Source organism: Limnohabitans sp. MORI2 (genome assembly GCF_027925025.1).
Taxonomy (GTDB): domain Bacteria; phylum Pseudomonadota; class Gammaproteobacteria; order Burkholderiales; family Burkholderiaceae_C; genus Limnohabitans.
Map to the genome: position 1 here is coordinate 1,623,381 of NZ_AP027058.1, position 16,702 is coordinate 1,640,082.

The following is a 16,702-nucleotide window of genomic DNA, read 5'->3' on the forward strand; positions in this document are numbered from 1 at the left end:
ATTTTTCATCACCCACAGACTCACCGTGCTCGAACGCCTACTCTATCGATCAAAAGCCACCAACACTTTGGGTAGCTTGCATCTCTTCAACATGCTCAGCGAAGCGCGTGCGAAGAACGCATCATTAGGCATCACAGGGCATTTGCTCTACACAGAAGAGGTGTTTGTGCAATGCATTGAAGGCCCTCCCGAAGCGATTGCTTCCTTGTGGGAAAGCTTGCAGCGTGATCCGCGCCATCACGACATCGAGTTACTGGCGCGAGGCCCCTTAGAAAAACGTCGGTTCACAGACTGGTCGATGGCTTTTTCAAGTTATCCCAGCCTGAACCGCTTCAATATGCCTGGTTTCTTTGCCGTAGACAGAGATGGCATGAACGCAGAGGCTGAGCGCTGCGCTCAATTGGTCTCTTAAGTCGCGCAGCTAGATTACCAGCTGTCATCACTGCCCCCCTCGGCATTGTCCCAATCGCTGCCCGAGCCCGCATCGAACGAGCCGACATCTCCATGGTTAGCCGTATCAAAAGGCACATAACCACCGTTGTTAGCCACTGGACTTGCACCAGCAGACGAAGGCGTCGCGGCTTCATGGTGCTCTCCCTCCAAGGCTTTAGACAGCGCATACCCCGCCGCCACGCCTGCCAAACCGCCCACGACAGCACCTGTGATGGTTGATCCGCCGCCTGATGTGGGTTGCGCATAGCCCTGTGGCGCGTAACCTTGTGGTGCGTTGGGTGTGAACTGAGCACCAAATCCACGTTGAACGGGTGCAGTTTCTATCGGGGCTACAGGGGTAGCAAAGTTGCCGTTTGAGGCGTTGGCGGCGGACGAGCGGCGGAGCCACACCCCTAAGACAACCAAGCCACCGATGCCCAACCACACATAGCCCAGCGACATACCACCACTGCTGGGCGCTGCATGAGGCAATGTTTGCACGGCGTCCTGCGTGCTGGGGGGCACTGAGGGCGACATCACCACCGATGAGCTAGGCGCAGCAGCCAAATCATTCACTTTGGCAAAAACGGTGTTGAACTTTTCGGGGCTGCTGGCAAATTTCAAAGACGGATCGATGTCTTTGGCTTTTTGCAACTGTGTTTGCGCCTCTTTGTAACGTTGCTCATGGGCCAACACCTGGCCCAGCTCGTAGTGCGCTTTGGCACTTTGTGGTTTGTCCTTCAAGACCTCACGCAACATGGTTTCGGCCTGCGCGTATTGGCCCGCAGCCACCGCAGCTTCAATGTCCTTGGGTGTAGGCAGCGCCAAAGCGAGCGTGACACTCAGCGCCAAAGCAGCGGCCACCGCTGATTTCAACAAACGAGACAACATGGTTCAACCTTTCCGTTTTGCAGCACCATGCCCTATAAATTGGCGTGGACAGCAAAAATACAAGAGGGGAAGAAAAGTAAAGCTCAAACAAAAAAAGGCTCCTTGCGGAACCTTAGACATGTGCTTTTGAGAAGCGATTGATTCAGTAAAGATGGTGGGCGATGCAAGTTTCGAACTTGCGACCCCCACAGTGTGAATGTGGTGCTCTACCCCTGAGCTAATCGCCCATCTTTACCGCTTTCCATCTCTGGAAAGACCGTGATTATGCCACAGAATTTTGCAGATTTCGCCAAACTGTTTTACCCCCGCTCGATTTATCTAGCTGCGCGAGCAGATCGTCGTGCTGGGTCAACTCTTGTTCAGATGCGGCAATGACTGGCAACTGGTAACTGCTGAGGTCAACGCTCTCGCTGCGATGCACTTGGTCATCCCCGCTGTCCACTTCCATCAACAAGGCGTCTTGACCGCGGGTCATGTTGATGTACACATCAGCCAACAACTCAGCATCAAGCAACGCGCCGTGCAACGTGCGACCCGAGTTGTCTACCTCTAAACGGTCGCACAAGGAGTCAAGCGAGTTACGCTTGCCTGGGAACATCTCTTTGGCCATCACCAAGGTGTCGGTGACGCCTTCAATGTAATTGGCCAAAGGCTTACGACCTTGCAACTCCAGCTCTTTGTTCAAGAAGCCAATGTCAAACGGCGCGTTGTGAATGATGACTTCAGCGCCTTCGATGTACTCGAGGAACTGATCCACGATTTCGGCGAACTTGGGCTTATCTTTCAAAAACTCCGTGGTGATGCCGTGTACCCGCAACGCATCTTCATGGCTGTCCCGCTCGGGGTTGATGTAGAGGTGTAAGTTGTTACCTGTGAGCTTGCGGTGCAGCAACTCGACGCAACCAATTTCAATGATGCGGTCGCCGTTGTCGGGCGACAGACCTGTGGTTTCCGTGTCTAGAAAAATCTGGCGCATGGTCAGTGGTTTTCTTTGGCGTGGTTGATGGTGTATTTCGGAATCTCCACCACCAAGTTTTGCTGGGCCACGATAGCTTGGCAGCTCAGGCGTGAATTGGGCTCCAACCCCCACGCACGATCCAGCAAATCATCTTCGTTTTCGTCTGCTTCATTGAGTGAATTAAACCCCTCGCGCACGATGACGTGGCAAGTAGTACACGCACAGCTCATGTCGCAGGCGTGTTCAATATGGATGTGGTTTTCCAACAGCACTTCGCAAATGGTGCTGCCAGCTGCAGCATTCACTTCTGCGCCTTGTGGGCACAGCTCGGCATGGGGCAAGATTTTGATGACAGGCATTTAAATACTCTCAATGTTTTGACCAGCCAAGGCGTGTTGAATGCCTCGGTTCATGCGTTGTGCGGCGAAGGCCTCGGTCCCCTTGGCCAACGCTTCGGTGATGGCTTCAATGGCGGCTGCATCTTCGAGTTTTTTGGCTTCAAGCGTGGCAGCCATTAGCTCGTCGATGCGTGCGCGGTCTTCGACGGACAGCAAATCACCATCAGCTTGCAAGGCGCTTTGCGTGGCCAGCCACATGCGGTCGGCATCGACACGCGCCTCGACCAAAGCGCGAGCCTTGATGTCTTGCTCAGCGGTCTTGAAACTGTCTTGCAGCATGGCGGCGATTTGATCGTCTGACAAACCGTAGGACGGCTTGACGGTGATGTTGGCTGTGACGCCACTCATCTGCTCCACCGCACTCACACTCACCATGCCGTCGGCATCGACCGTGAAGGTCACACGAATACGTGCTGCACCCGCAGCCATGGGCGGAATGCCGCGCAATTCAAAGCGCGCCAAACTGCGACAGTCGGCCACCATGTCACGCTCACCTTGCACCACATGCAAGGCCAAGGCAGTTTGGCCATCCTGGTAGGTGGTGAAGTCTTGCGCCATCGCCGTAGGAATCGTTTGGTTACGCGGCACGATGCGTTCGACCAAGCCGCCCATGGTTTCAATGCCTAGCGACAACGGAATCACATCGAGCAAGAGCAACTCGCCATCAGGGTTGTTGCCCGCGAGCTGATTGGCTTGAATGGCAGCGCCGAGGGCCACCACTTCGTCTGGGTTGAGGTTGTTCAAGGGTGCACAACCCAGCAAATCGGCGACGGCTTGCTGTACCTGTGGCATACGGGTAGAACCGCCGACCATGACCACGCCCTGAATATCGTCTTTGCTGAGCTTGGCATCCCGTAAGGCTTTGCGCACAGCAGACAAGGTGCGTTGGGTTAACGCAGCGGTAGCGGCATCAAACTCGGCGCGTGTGACGGTGTGTCGCAATGTGCCACTCGACAAGGCCACTTCAAACGTGGCGCTATCTGCCGCAGACAAAGCTTCTTTGCAAACGCGAGCTGCCATCAACACACTGGCCTTGTCGGCAGGCGTTTCAATGGCGCAGCCGGTTTGGCTTTGCACCCACGCCACCAGAGCGCGGTCGTAATCATCACCTCCTAAAGCCGAATCGCCACCGGTGGACAGCACCTCAAACACGCCACGGGTCAAACGCAAAATGGAAATGTCAAACGTACCCCCGCCCAAGTCGTAGACGGCGTACACCCCCTCGCTGGCTTGGTCCAAGCCGTAGGCAATGGCAGCAGCCGTGGGTTCGTTGATCAGGCGCAACACGTTGATGCCAGCGAGCTGCGCGGCATCTTTGGTGGCTTGGCGTTGGGCATCATCAAAGTACGCGGGCACGGTGATGACCGCACCGTACAAGTCATCATTGAACGTATCTTCAGCACGAAAGCGCAGGGTGGCCAAAATCTCAGCGCTCACCTCAACGGGCGACTTTTCTCCCACGCGGGTTTGAAGGGCCAACATGCCAGGCTTGTCTACAAACACATACGGCAGCTGCTCGCGGTTGGCAATGTCGGCTACGCCGCGCCCCATGAAACGCTTGACGGACACTAAAGTGTTTTCTGGATCTTCTGCCTGAGACACCAAAGCAGCACGGCCAATCTGACGCCCGTCGTTTTCAAGGTAACGCACTGCCGACGGCAAGATGACATGCCCCTCGGCATCAGGCAAACACTCGGCCACGCCGTTGCGCATGGCAGCCACCAAGGAGTGCGTGGTGCCTAAATCAATCCCCACCGCGATGCGTCGTTGGTGTGGGTCTGGCGCTTGGCCGGGTTCGGAAATTTGTAATAACGCCATGGTGTGTATTGTCGCTTTCAGTGGGCGTCTAAATGATCCATTCGAGCTTCGACATCGCGCAAAAATTTCTCGATGAACATCAGCCCCCTCACCTGCTGCGCAGCAGCGGGCAAGTCGTGTGCGGTGTCGATGAGCTGCGCACATTGCTGCATGGCAGCTTTATGGGCTTGTTGCACGTCATCAAACAACGCTTCTAGCGCGGCCACATTGGTGGCGTCATCCATCGCTTCGCGCCATTCCATTTGCTGCATCAAAAATGCGGCGGGCATGGCGGTGTTGTTCTCTGCTTGAATGGGTGCACCACCTAGCTCGCACAAGTAGGCGGCACGACGCATCGGGTCTTTGAGGCGTTGGTAGGCCTCGTTGATTCGCACCGACCATTGCATGGCCACACGTTGCGCGGCGGCGCCTTGTGAGGCGAATTTATCGGGGTGAGCTTCGCGTTGCAAGTCTTTCCAACGTGCATCAAGTTGGGCGCGGTCTTGCGCAAACTGCACCGGCAAATCGAACAACTCAAAATCGTTGACCGCAAGTTGCGCCGACAACGGCTGGGCCGATTCGCTCACCGACTGCCTCGACTTAGATACGGAACGATTCGCCGCAACCACAGCGGTCGCGTTCGTTCGGGTTGTGGAACTTGAAGCCTTCATTCAAGCCCTCGCGCACGAAGTCAAGTTGCGTGCCATCGATGTAGGCCAAGCTCTTGGGGTCGACCAACACTTTCACGCCATGGTCTTCAAACACCACGTCTTCCGGTTCTTGTTCGTCCACGTATTCGAGCTTATAAGCCAAGCCCGAACAGCCCGTGGTTTTAACGCCCAAACGCACGCCCACGCCCTTGCCGCGTTTGGCAAGGTAGCGGGTCACGTGCCGTGCCGCAGCTTCAGTCAGTGTGACAGCCATGTTGTTCTTCTTTGATTAAGCAGCCGTGTGTTTCTTTTTGTAATCGTCCACCGCTGCTTTGATGGCGTCTTCGGCCAAGATCGAGCAGTGAATCTTCACGGGTGGCAATGCCAACTCTTCAGCGATTTCGCTGTTTTTCAAGGCAGCCGCTTCGTCCAAGGTTTTACCTTTGACCCATTCGGTGACGAGGGAGGACGAGGCAATGGCCGAGCCGCAGCCGTAGGTTTTGAAACGCGCATCTTCAATCACCCCTGTCGTGGGGTTGACTTTGATTTGCAACTTCATCACGTCACCGCAAGCGGGCGCACCCACCATGCCGGTACCGACCGAGTCGTCGCCTTTGTCAAACGAACCGACGTTGCGGGGGTTTTCGTAGTGGTCAATTACTTTTTCTGAATAAGCCATGATGAATCTCCTTTAGTGGGCAGCCCACTGAATGGTCGAGAGGTCGATGCCTTCTTTGTACATGTCCCACAGGGGGCTCAAGTCGCGCAACTTCGCCACGTTGTGGCGAATGGTTTCAATCGCGTAGTCAATTTCTTCTTCGGTGGTGAAGCGGCCAATCGTCATGCGCAAGCTGCTGTGCGCCAATTCGTCGCTGCGACCCAACGCACGCAACACATAGCTGGGCTCCAAGCTGGCCGAGGTACATGCAGAGCCCGACGACACCGCCAAGCCCTTGATGCCCATGATGAGGGACTCGCCCTCGACATAGTTGAAGCTGATGTTGAGGTTGTGCGGCACGCGGTGCTCCAAGCTACCGTTGACAAACACTTGCTCAATGTCTTTCAAGCCATCGAGCAAGCGCTGTTGCAGCTTTTGGGCTTTGGCCAAGTCTTGCGCCATTTCTTCTTTGGCCAAACGGAAAGCTTCACCCATGCCCACGCATTGGTGCGTGGGCAACGTGCCACTGCGCATGCCGCGCTCGTGGCCACCACCGTGCATTTGCGCTTCCAAGCGCACACGGGGTTTACGGCGCACATACAAGGCACCAATGCCTTTGGGGCCGTAGGTTTTGTGGGACGCCAAGCTCATCAAATCGACGGGCAAGGTCTTGAGATCAATCGCTACTTTGCCCGTAGCTTGCGCCGCGTCCACGTGGAAGATGATGCCTTTTTCGCGGCACATCACGCCGATGCCTGCAATGTCTTGCACCACGCCGATTTCGTTGTTCACGAACATGACGCTGATGAGGATGGTGTCAGGGCGAATGGCCGCTTTGAGCGCATCCATGCTGAGCATGCCATCTTCTTGCACGTCGAGGTAAGTCACCTCAAAGCCTTGACGCTCCAACTCGCGCATGGTGTCGAGCACGGCTTTATGCTCGGTTTTCACCGTGATGAGGTGTTTGCCCTTGGACTTGTAAAACTGCGCCGCGCCTTTGATGGCGAGATTATTCGACTCGGTCGCGCCTGAAGTCCAGACGATTTCGCGGGGATCGGCCCCAATGAGATCGGCCACATCGCCACGCGCTTTTTCAACAGCGGCTTCAGCTTCCCAACCCCACGCATGGCTGCGTGAAGCGGGGTTGCCAAAGTGCTCGCGCAACCAAGGAATCATGGCGTCAACCACACGAGGATCACAGGGTGTGGTGGCACCGTAGTCGAGATAAATAGGGAAATGAGGTGTCATATCCATGAGGAGTGAATCAAAAATCAGGGCTTAGTTTTTTGCAAAGGCATTGCCCAGCGCAAACACAGAATTGGGGGCATTCACACGAATGGGTTTGACCACAGGCATGGGTGAAATGGCGCGTTTCAAGGTGGGCTTGTTTTCAATCTCCACACCTTTAGCAACTTGTTCATCCACCAACTTTTGGAGGGTGACCGAGTCTAAGAACTCCACCATGCGCTGGTTGAGCGAAGCCCACAGCTCGTGCGTCATGCAACGACCGGTTTCACCCAAGCAGTTTTCTTTGCCGCCGCAGTGGGTGGCATCAATCGGTTCATCCACCGACAAAATGATGTCGGCCACGGTGATGTCAGCAGCTTTGCGGCCCAGCGAATAACCACCGCCTGGGCCACGGGTGGACTCCACCAAATCGTGGCGGCGCAGCTTACCGAACAGCTGCTCGAGGTAAGACAACGAGATTTGTTGACGCTGGCTAATGGCAGCCAAGGTGACAGGCCCGCTGTTTTGACGCAGCGCCAAATCAATCATGGCGGTGACCGCAAAACGGCCTTTAGTGGTGAGACGCATGGCAAGCTCCTTGAGGTTTGGGCTTTGTCGACTAATTAGGTCAAGTATACCCTATTCCCCACAAATTTGCTCGGGTACTCTGTCACCGAGGCGATTTGTCTTGGACTGCGAACTGCAAGAAACCCTCACACCCGATCGTGCCCAGCCCCACCAAAGGCCTGCTCGCGCAAGGTGGTCAACTGGTCGCGCACACGAGCCGCGTTTTCAAACTCGAGGTTGCGGGCGTGCTCCATCATTTGCTTTTCCAAGCGTTTGATCTCTTTGGCCACATCACGTTCGCTCATGTCTTCCACCTTGGCGCGTTGAATCTCGCGCTCTTGGGCTTCTTTGCCAGCCTTCTCGCTGTACACCCCGTCGATCAAATCGCGCACCTGCTTGACCACACCACGCGGCGTAATGCCGTTGGCTTCGTTGAAAGCAATTTGCTTGGCGCGGCGGCGCTCGGTTTCGCCAATGGCCTTTTTCATCGAGTCGGTCATGCGGTCGGCGTACAAAATGGCCTTGCCATTTAAGTTACGCGCCGCGCGGCCAATGGTTTGAATCAGGCTGCGCTCAGAGCGCAAAAAGCCTTCTTTGTCAGCATCCAAAATCGCCACCAGCGACACCTCGGGCAAGTCAATGCCCTCGCGCAGCAAGTTGATGCCGACCAGCACATCGAACGCGCCCAAGCGTAAGTCACGCAAAATTTCCACGCGCTCTACCGTGTCCACATCGCTGTGCACATAGCGCACTTTCACGCCGTTGTCGGTGAGGTAATCGGTCAACTGCTCTGCCATGCGCTTGGTCAGCGTGGTGATGAGCACGCGCTCGTTTTTCTCTACGCGGATGCGAATTTCTTGCAGCACATCGTCCACTTGGTGGGTGGCGGGACGCACCTCCACCTCGGGGTCCACCAAACCCGTGGGGCGCACCAGCTGCTCCACCACTTTGCTGGCATGTGTCTTTTCGTACTCGGCGGGTGTGGCCGACACAAACACCACTTGGCGCATGCGCTTTTCAAACTCTTCAAGTTTCAAGGGGCGGTTGTCCAAAGCGCTGGGTAAACGGAAGCCGTATTCCACCAAGGTGGTTTTGCGCGCGCGGTCGCCGTTGTACATGCCACCAAGCTGGCCGATCATGACGTGACTTTCATCCAAAAACATCACCGCGTCTTTGGGCATGTAGTCGGTCAAGGTGCTGGGCGGGTCGCCAGGCGCGGCACCCGACAAATGACGGGTGTAGTTTTCAATGCCTTTGCAGTGACCCACCTCGCTGAGCATTTCCAAATCAAAACGGGTGCGTTGCTCAAGGCGTTGGGCTTCGACCAGTTTGTTCATACCCACCAGCTCTTTCAAACGCTCGGCCAACTCCAGCTTGATGGTCTCTACCGCCGCCAACACGCGGTCACGCGGCGTGACGTAGTGGCTCGATGGGTAGACGGTGAAGCGTGGAATCTTTTGGCGAATGCGGCCCGTGAGCGGGTCAAACAGCTGCAGGCTTTCAATCTCGTCGTCAAACAACTCGATGCGAATCGCCAGCTCCGAGTGTTCAGCGGGGAACACATCAATCGTGTCACCGCGCACACGAAACTTGCCACGAATAAATTCTTGGTCGTTGCGCTCGTACTGCATGCGCACCAGCTGGGCGATGGCATCGCGCTGCCCCACCTTGTCACCCGTGCGCAAGGTCATGATCATCTGGTGGTAGCTCTCGGGCTCACCGATACCGTAGATGGCCGAGACCGTGGCCACCACAATCACATCGCGGCGCTCCAAGATGCTCTTGGTGCACGAGAGGCGCATTTGCTCAATGTGCTCGTTGATGGCGCTGTCTTTCTCGATGAACAAATCGCGCTGGGGCACATAGGCCTCGGGCTGGTAGTAGTCGTAGTAGCTGACGAAATATTCCACCGCGTTGTTGGGGAAGAACTCACGGAACTCGCTGTACAGCTGCGCGGCCAAGGTTTTGTTGGGCGCAAAGATGATGGCGGGCCGCCCCAGCTGAGCGATGGTGTTGGCCATGGTGTAAGTCTTGCCCGAACCGGTCACACCCAAGAGGGTCTGGAACACCTCACCGTCGTTGACGCCCTCGACCAACTGCGCAATCGCCGTGGGCTGATCGCCTGCGGGCGGGTACGGCTGAAACAGCTCAAACGGCGAGCCGGGGTAACGCACCATCGCGCCTTGAGGCGATGCAGGCGCTGGATTTACCTCTGCGGCCAACGCGTCGTCGGCATGAATATCGGTAGGTGCAGTCATGGCTGTCAAAACGGTATGTATCGAAAAAAACGGGCAAGCGCCAAAACCCTGCGGGTTGACCCTTAAAATTCAGGCTGAACACGCTAGCCTACCGCAGACTGCGCCTGTTCACCTCAACCCCCTCTCTTTATCCGTGATCAAGGACTGACGATGTCAATGTTTTCTGCCGTCGAAATGGCACCCCGTGACCCCATCTTGGGTTTGAACGAGCAATACAACGCCGACACCAACCCCAATAAAGTGAACCTCGGCGTGGGTGTGTACTTTGACGACAACGGCAAACTGCCTTTGCTGCAATGCGTGCAAGCCGCTGAAAAAGCGATGATGGAAAAACCTTCCGCTCGCGGTTATTTGCCCATCGACGGCATTGCCGCCTATGACGCCGCCGTCAAAGGCTTGGTATTCGGTGCTGACTCCGAGCCTGTCAAATCAGGCCGCGTGGCCACCGTGCAAGGCATTGGCGGCACAGGCGGCTTGAAAATCGGCGCTGATTTTTTGAAGCGCGTCAGCCCCAACGCTACTGTGTTGATCTCTGACCCCAGCTGGGAAAACCACCGCGCGTTGTTCACCAACGCTGGTTTCAAAGTTGACACCTATGCCTACTACGACACCGCCAAACGTGGCGTGAACTTTGACGGCATGTTGGCCTCATTGAATGCTGCTGCCGCAGGCACCATCGTGGTGTTGCATGCTTGCTGCCACAACCCCACCGGCTACGACATCACCGCCGCCCAATGGGACCAAGTGGTCGCAGTGGTCAAGGCCAAAAACCTGACCGCCTTCTTGGACATGGCCTACCAAGGTTTTGGTCACGGCATTGCAGAAGACGGCGCGGTGATTCAAAAGTTTGTCGCCGCTGGCTTGAACTTCTTTGTGTCTACTTCGTTCTCTAAGAGCTTTAGCCTCTACGGCGAGCGTGTGGGCGCCTTGAGCGTGTTGTGCTCGGACAAAGAAGAATGCGACCGCGTGTTGTCACAACTCAAAATCGTCATTCGCACCAACTACTCCAACCCACCCACACACGGCGGCGCTGTGGTGGCAGCCGTGTTAAACAACCCCGAGCTGCGTGCTTTGTGGGAAAAAGAATTGGGCGAAATGCGCGTGCGCATCAAGGCCATGCGTCAAAAGTTGGTCGATGGCCTCAAAGCCGCTGGCGTGACCCAAGACATGAGCTTCATCACCACCCAAATCGGCATGTTCAGCTACTCAGGTCTCTCCAAAGACCAAATGGTGCGCTTGCGTTCTGAGTTTGGTGTGTACGGCACCGACACCGGTCGCATGTGCGTGGCTGCGTTGAACAGCAAAAACATCGACTACGTGTGCCAGGCCATCGCAAAAGTGATGTGACACCACATCACTTGCAGGCACAGCATGCAGCGCTATTCGGTAGCTGTCGCCCATAGTATTTAGCGGGGTTGGTTGGTAATCTCTTGCGCATGAGAGCACCACCGACCCCTTCATCGCTTAAATGGTTAATTAACAGGCGCGCGCGTCTTCTAGGTGAATTGAGCAAGCTTCACAAAGCAGAGAAAGAACGAGCTGCCGAGCACCTGAATTCAATCAGTAATTTAGAAAAACAGCACAAAGAGGCTATCGCCGCAAACGCACTTGCTGTGACTCTGTATGAAAGTTCATGCAGGCAATTTCAAGAGGATGTAAATGCCGTAGATGTTGTCCTTTTGCAGCATGAAGTGCAAATCGATCCAAGCTTAATAGCTCCTATGCGCACGAATGAAAATCGTTTGTCAATAAAGCATGGACAAATCACACGATTGATTTATGAAAGCTTGAAATTTGCAAAAGGCAAAACCATGACGACTACACAAGTGGCAATTTATATATCTACGAAGCTTGAGACTGCTTGCCCCGATTTTGACTTTGCAAATATCAAATACCGTATACGACAACGACTTGGCACTATGGCGAGCAAAGGGCTAATCAATCGACATCATTCGCCAGTAGGAGCAGCAGAAGGTCGATGGAGCATGTCCAACGATGTCAACGCTATGAAATGACCGCGTATTCGCCAGATCGATGATGTCCTTGCCAATACCCACGCCACCATCTAGATAGACCGTTCGAAAAAATTCGTCGAAATAGGTCAGCCACCTTCTCACCCTCTGTAAATCTTCGAACATCTTCTCTCCACGCAAACTCCTGTGCGTAATCAAATAGATACTTGGGACGCATGCCGTGGTAGGTGCCATATTCCGCTCGCCTCAGCCTAGAGAAAAAACTTTCAGCCTGATTTTCATTCACACCATCATCGGTGCTGAACTCTTTGGCGTGTTCGACACACTTATGGTCATACCAACACGCTAAAGGTGTGTAGGCTGAATTTTCATCAGTCATGATCAAACTGCCAGGCTTGACCATTTCTTTGACGACGCGCTCTGCAACCCTTGAATTTTCTGTGTAGCCAATCGCAATCCTCGTCTTGGACGCGCCTAATCCTTTAATTGGATGCTGCTCACGAATGACCATGATGATTCGACGAAGTTTTCGACGCGCCCAATTCCGAGCCTCGGCACGACTCCGAGCTTTACGCCGTGGTGGTTTTTCTCCGCGTAACTTTGCTTGAATAGATGCCGCTACATCTTTGGGGTTTGCTTTTATACGTATACGTCCATGCCTAGGTTTTCCACAAAAGTGCCCTCCATCTATTTCAATCACACCTTGCAAGATCTCTTGATCACGCTGTCTAACTAAGACCTCACGCAATTTCCCAGTAAACGCAGTGGCAGTTTTATCTTGCACATCCAATACGCGAGATAGGTATAGAGCAGGTACGCCCTTTGCTCCAGCAGCAAATAAGCTGATTCCAAACAGCAGCTTTTTAAGCGGCATCTTTCGATCTTCGAATGGACTTCCATGTAAAGGTGAAAAATGATGATCGCAATGTCGGCACCGAATCTGACTGCGGGCAATACGGATAAACGGTTTATCAATACTCCCGCATGCAGGACAGATCACTTTATCAACGGCTCCCCAACGAAACTCAATCAGTTTCCAGATGCAATCAGCATCACTCATTTGCATCACATCCCAAGCTGTGAAGTCACGTAACTTGGCAGACAGCAAAAAATGCTGACCTTTAGTATTTCTATTCATAAACTTATCCCGAAAACGGTACTGAAATCACCGGGCACGGCTCGGTGAGTCATTCGTTTGGCTATCAGCCAAAAATCGGGGGCAAAGACATGCCCTGCAACCCTACAACGGGGTTGTTGACATCTCTCAATTAAAGCGGGATACTTTGCACATCAAGTCGCTGTTCAAGCTCTTGTGCACAGATCCAAGCCTAGTTACTGTTAGCGCAGCAACTAGGCTTTGTGCTTTATTGCCCCAAGGGAGGATTACCCAGTTGGCATAGTTCTCTCCTTTTCTACTGTTGTGACTGGAGCCATGCGCGCATTCGCTAGCCAATCGGCAACATCTCTAGTAAGTGCATAAAACCCACGCCGATTCGGTAAATTAAAAAGCGGCACAGATACTTGACCGCGATATCTAGCTTGCCGCAATGCAGTTACGCTGATATGCCCCAGCGCATTGGCTAGGACTTGCCCGCCTAGCAGAGGCCCATGAACCTCCTCCATCTCCAAACGAAGCTGACTGCTAAGTGCTTCTAAGTCTTGTTTACTTGAATTCATATTTAATTTCTCATCGCTTGTCACGGAGTGTTTGCGAAAGTTATCTTTATGTACACAGCACGGATAATCAGAATTTCTGTATGTATCCAAATTCCAGCTCATGACTGAAAAATCGAAACGTGGTCGCCCAAAACGAGACAGTATTGATGTTTTACGCACGAAGGTCTGGTTTCATGCAGTTAAGGCGATGTCTGGACTTCCAAGTGCTTGTGCCATTGAAAGCAAGCTTGAACCAGATCTTCTTCACGACGACGAAGATGGCTTAGTAAGGTCAAGTAAATGGATTAGCTACCAAATGGGTGCTCGAGTTCCTCGCAGAATTAAGGACAAGAGCTATGCTGTTGACGTGGCGGAAGTAACCTTCCCTGGCACCGCCGACTATTTCAACTCGCCACTTTGGGATGTCCTACGTGGCGTGGAGGTCGATGAGAAATGGATTAATAACAAATTAGGGGGGCTTGGTTCTGCTGTGACCAATGTTTTGCTGGAAAGTTCGAATAACGAAGATAGACGAATTGACTCTCGGCAAAACCATAGAAGATTCAACGAAGATTTGCTGAAAGAGCTTATTGAAATTAGATCGTTTCAAGCCTTGAGTGCATTGGTCTTGCTAGCGAAAAAATCTGAATTAATCAGATCGCAAGAAATGCGTTCATTGCTTATTAGTGCCTACATCAGATGTCAGTCGTGGGCAAAAAAGCTTCCTGGGATATCTCCGGTTGAGGTGGATTTCTTCTTTGTAGTTGACCGCCAATTCAACTATTGGATACACACATCACCCGACACAAAGCTAGATATCTACATTAGTACATTTGATCTTCTAGATGTAGTTGATAGCGATTTTCAGGACGCCGCTTCAGCGCAGGAAGTATTAAAAAATATGTCTGACTTGTTAGATGTGCTAAAAAAAATAGGTCGTTAAATTAATCCTGCCTCATTAGCGGCTAAAAGCATTACCCCAAGAAGCTGCCGGCAGTTTCCGGCAACTGCTTATGACCGATCCAAACCAGCTGGCGGCGTTTTACCAATACGTTCTCTTACTTTTTTCGATTTCATTTTCCCCAGCTTCGCAGCCTCAAGTTCATGACCGAAGTCCTCTAGGCGTACATCGAACACTGAAACAGCCAGCTGATTGCTTCCATGAGAGTGCGAGATGAGCCGTTGGTGTTCTAGGTTGTATGGGGCTTGAGCAGTTGATCCGCCGAACTCACCGATGTTCGCAATTAGGATGTGCTGGTACCCAAGTCATTGCGTTGCTCTTCTTCTGTGCGGAATTCTGATTTTGAAAAAAAAGATTTTGGCGTAGGCTGCTTGCCCGGTTTCACTTTTCCAACGTGCGGACGGAAAGTAACGCTAAGTCCAGCTTTGGTATAAGCCCCCGAATCTTGAACATCAACTGGACTTGAATAACAAAATGTGGCGTGCAACTGAACGTTTCCGGACAGTGGAATAGGTGGTAACGGAACTGGCGCACGTAAAAATTTTCCTGGACGCAAGATCCCTTGATAAATGATTCGAGCAACACCGTCGCCGCACATGATGATGTCATTAAGGTTTTGCGGCACTCTACCCCATCCGATATCTAAAGGATCAGCAGAGTTGCTCAAGTCTGGAGATTCTGCAGCATGAACAAGCAGCGCCTTAATTGTCAGTGGCGCTACAGCGTCTCCGAGAACGGCCCTTATTCCAACGGCAGTACGCAATACATACGGTGATGCAAAACTTGTCCCCATTGTTGCCAATAATTCCGGATGCTTACTTGGAAAAGTAACATGAAAATATTCTTTAGGTGAGCCACCGAATGCGACAACATCTGGTTTTCTTCGGCCTGGATTTCGGCCAGGTCCTCTGGCACTGTAGGGTGCACGTGACCAGCTCTTGCCTGTTAGATTTGTTGCCCCCACAGATAGGGCGTTGACACAATCAGCGGGCACTTGAACTCGATTGAATCCCAGAGCATGATCTCTTTCGCCATTATTTCCAACAGCAACCGTCAGCAAGGTTTCACCATCACTCAATAGTGAGTCTATGACAGCTGTCCATGCATGAACATCATCATCTTCAATAGATCTGTCTGGGCCGAGACTCAAATTCATGAACTGGTATTGCCGTGACAACAAAACTTCCTCTACATGCCCCAATGTGCGATAGAGTTCATACGGATCTTCTCCATCTGACAGCTCATCTAGAACTCGGAAATGATCTACGTAAGAATAAGGGCGTTGAGCCTCTTCACCTGGCTCGATTGGCCCAAACAGCAAAGCTGATGTAACTCCAAGACCATGATTAAGATAGTTTGAAACGTCCGCTGCAGTTTCATCTGATTTGAAATAATTTCCAACATATGGACTAAGTATGTGGTCGATAGGTAGACCACCATCTAACACTGCAACAGATGGTTCATTTGATAGAGGTTGATCTATAGGCAGTTTGAATCCAATAGAAATCGGGCCTCCCCTAGTTAGTGGTCGTACGCTTCGCAATAAAGGCATTGGTCTGATAACCCGCATAAGCGAAAACTGAGCAAGTAAACTCAATTTCGATGCATCACCTTCAACGGGAACAAACAATAGACCGCCGACTTGAAATTCGTATTTAGTTGCAACAATAAATCCGCATTCGTGACAGTAGTCTAAAAAGCTACGGCGCAAAATTTCAACTGGTGCATTGGGTATTAAATGCAGGCCGACTTCGTAAACACCTTGTTGATTACTTGCGTTTTGCAACTTAATGCGGTCGACACTAGACATTAAACCAAGCACTTCGATTTCGGCGAACTCCAGCGCCTCTTTACTTCCACTTTCTAGCTGCTTTGCATATGCTGAAAACTGAGCAAATGAGTTCCGTGTACCAGCAACAAAAATCTGGGTTGTTTCGCGTTGCTCCACGAGCTTCTTGAGCGTATCTTTCCTTGGTGTCAATCTAACCGTTCGACTACCTAAAGAGACTAAGCCCGCACCACGCAACAAACCTGTTGGGAAAAATGATTTAGCTATGTATGCAGGATGCAAAGTCATCTTTGCAACCGCAACGTCTCTAGGGCAAGCAAGGTCTGGTAAATCTTGCGCTGCGGCTGCAATTTCGCGAATCTGTGGAATTAGTTCCGCTTTGGCTTCCGAAAGGGTGTATGGATGTGCTTTCGGGCCTCCAGACTTCGGAGGTGGAATTTCGTAGGTGAGCACTTCTCCACGCCCGATTATGAAACGATTTGCCATT

General features: G+C 52.6%; 17 protein-coding genes and 1 tRNA gene. 4 read left to right on the forward strand and 14 right to left on the reverse strand.

Going from position 1 to position 16,702, the window contains the following annotated elements:
• The first annotated feature begins 25 nt into the window (after positions 1 to 25).
• The gene (locus tag QMG27_RS07640) at positions 26 to 412 is read left to right on the forward strand and encodes a BLUF domain-containing protein (RefSeq protein WP_281810473.1); all 387 of its coding nucleotides are present in this window, start codon (positions 26 to 28) and stop codon (positions 410 to 412) included.
• Positions 413 to 426: 14 nt separating this feature from the next.
• On the opposite strand, the gene QMG27_RS07645 is transcribed toward QMG27_RS07640, so the two are convergent.
• The 11 genes from QMG27_RS07645 to uvrB all read right to left on the reverse strand — a co-directional run bounded on the left by QMG27_RS07645 (position 427) and on the right by uvrB (position 9,755).
• On the reverse strand, positions 427 to 1,323 hold the full coding sequence (locus tag QMG27_RS07645; protein ID WP_281810474.1) for a tetratricopeptide repeat protein: 897 nt from the start codon (positions 1,321 to 1,323) through the stop codon (positions 427 to 429).
• A gap of 152 nt (positions 1,324 to 1,475) precedes the next feature.
• Positions 1,476 to 1,550 (reverse strand) — tRNA-Val (locus QMG27_RS07650).
• 35 nt (positions 1,551 to 1,585) lie between these two features.
• Positions 1,586 to 2,299, reverse strand: coding sequence for a DNA polymerase III subunit epsilon (gene dnaQ, locus QMG27_RS07655; RefSeq protein WP_281810475.1), 714 nt, complete (start codon positions 2,297 to 2,299; stop codon positions 1,586 to 1,588).
• A 2-nt stretch (positions 2,300 to 2,301) separates the two neighbouring features.
• Positions 2,302 to 2,640: an ISC system 2Fe-2S type ferredoxin gene (gene fdx / locus QMG27_RS07660; protein ID WP_281810476.1), complete on the reverse strand. Its 339-nt coding sequence runs from the start codon at positions 2,638 to 2,640 to the stop codon at positions 2,302 to 2,304.
• Positions 2,641 to 4,497, reverse strand: a complete 1,857-nt coding sequence (gene hscA, locus QMG27_RS07665; RefSeq protein ID WP_281810477.1) for a Fe-S protein assembly chaperone HscA — start codon at positions 4,495 to 4,497, stop codon at positions 2,641 to 2,643.
• 17 nt (positions 4,498 to 4,514) lie between these two features.
• Positions 4,515 to 5,063, reverse strand: a complete 549-nt coding sequence (gene hscB, locus QMG27_RS07670) for a Fe-S protein assembly co-chaperone HscB (protein ID WP_281810478.1) — start codon at positions 5,061 to 5,063, stop codon at positions 4,515 to 4,517.
• A 13-nt stretch (positions 5,064 to 5,076) separates the two neighbouring features.
• Positions 5,077 to 5,400 carry an iron-sulfur cluster assembly protein IscA gene (iscA, locus tag QMG27_RS07675; protein WP_281810479.1) on the reverse strand — a complete coding sequence of 108 codons (324 nt, stop codon included), beginning with the start codon at positions 5,398 to 5,400 and terminating at the stop codon, positions 5,077 to 5,079.
• A 15-nt stretch (positions 5,401 to 5,415) separates the two neighbouring features.
• Positions 5,416 to 5,805, reverse strand: a complete 390-nt coding sequence (gene iscU, locus QMG27_RS07680) for a Fe-S cluster assembly scaffold IscU (RefSeq protein WP_281810480.1) — start codon at positions 5,803 to 5,805, stop codon at positions 5,416 to 5,418.
• Positions 5,806 to 5,817: 12 nt separating this feature from the next.
• Complete coding sequence (locus QMG27_RS07685; protein ID WP_281810481.1) at positions 5,818 to 7,038, reverse strand: IscS subfamily cysteine desulfurase; 1,221 nt, start codon at positions 7,036 to 7,038, stop codon at positions 5,818 to 5,820.
• A gap of 24 nt (positions 7,039 to 7,062) precedes the next feature.
• A complete protein-coding gene (iscR, locus tag QMG27_RS07690; protein ID WP_281810482.1) occupies positions 7,063 to 7,599 on the reverse strand; it encodes a Fe-S cluster assembly transcriptional regulator IscR in 537 nt (178 codons plus the stop codon).
• Positions 7,600 to 7,724: 125 nt separating this feature from the next.
• Positions 7,725 to 9,755 (reverse strand): excinuclease ABC subunit UvrB, encoded by a 2,031-nt coding sequence (gene uvrB / locus QMG27_RS07695; RefSeq protein ID WP_281814568.1) that lies wholly within the window; start codon positions 9,753 to 9,755, stop codon positions 7,725 to 7,727.
• Between the two features lie 231 nt (positions 9,756 to 9,986).
• Between uvrB and QMG27_RS07700 the strand changes: the two genes are divergently transcribed.
• A complete protein-coding gene (locus tag QMG27_RS07700; protein ID WP_281810483.1) occupies positions 9,987 to 11,183 on the forward strand; it encodes an amino acid aminotransferase in 1,197 nt (398 codons plus the stop codon).
• An 89-nt stretch (positions 11,184 to 11,272) separates the two neighbouring features.
• Positions 11,273 to 11,851 carry a hypothetical protein gene (locus tag QMG27_RS07705; RefSeq protein ID WP_281810484.1) on the forward strand — a complete coding sequence of 193 codons (579 nt, stop codon included), beginning with the start codon at positions 11,273 to 11,275 and terminating at the stop codon, positions 11,849 to 11,851.
• Here the strand turns inward: QMG27_RS07705 and QMG27_RS07710 are convergent.
• Positions 11,841 to 12,947 carry an IS1595 family transposase gene (locus QMG27_RS07710; protein WP_281810485.1) on the reverse strand — a complete coding sequence of 369 codons (1,107 nt, stop codon included), beginning with the start codon at positions 12,945 to 12,947 and terminating at the stop codon, positions 11,841 to 11,843. The genes QMG27_RS07705 and QMG27_RS07710 overlap by 11 nt on opposite strands.
• A gap of 245 nt (positions 12,948 to 13,192) precedes the next feature.
• Positions 13,193 to 13,588, reverse strand: coding sequence for a hypothetical protein (locus tag QMG27_RS07715; protein ID WP_281810486.1), 396 nt, complete (start codon positions 13,586 to 13,588; stop codon positions 13,193 to 13,195).
• Between QMG27_RS07715 and QMG27_RS07720 the strand changes: the two genes are divergently transcribed.
• Positions 13,587 to 14,408, forward strand: coding sequence for a hypothetical protein (locus tag QMG27_RS07720; protein ID WP_281810487.1), 822 nt, complete (start codon positions 13,587 to 13,589; stop codon positions 14,406 to 14,408). The genes QMG27_RS07715 and QMG27_RS07720 overlap by 2 nt on opposite strands.
• 301 nt (positions 14,409 to 14,709) lie before the next feature.
• On the opposite strand, the gene QMG27_RS07725 is transcribed toward QMG27_RS07720, so the two are convergent.
• The gene (locus QMG27_RS07725) at positions 14,710 to 16,701 is read right to left on the reverse strand and encodes a S8 family peptidase (RefSeq protein WP_281810488.1); all 1,992 of its coding nucleotides are present in this window, start codon (positions 16,699 to 16,701) and stop codon (positions 14,710 to 14,712) included.
• Position 16,702: the final 1 nt, after the last annotated feature.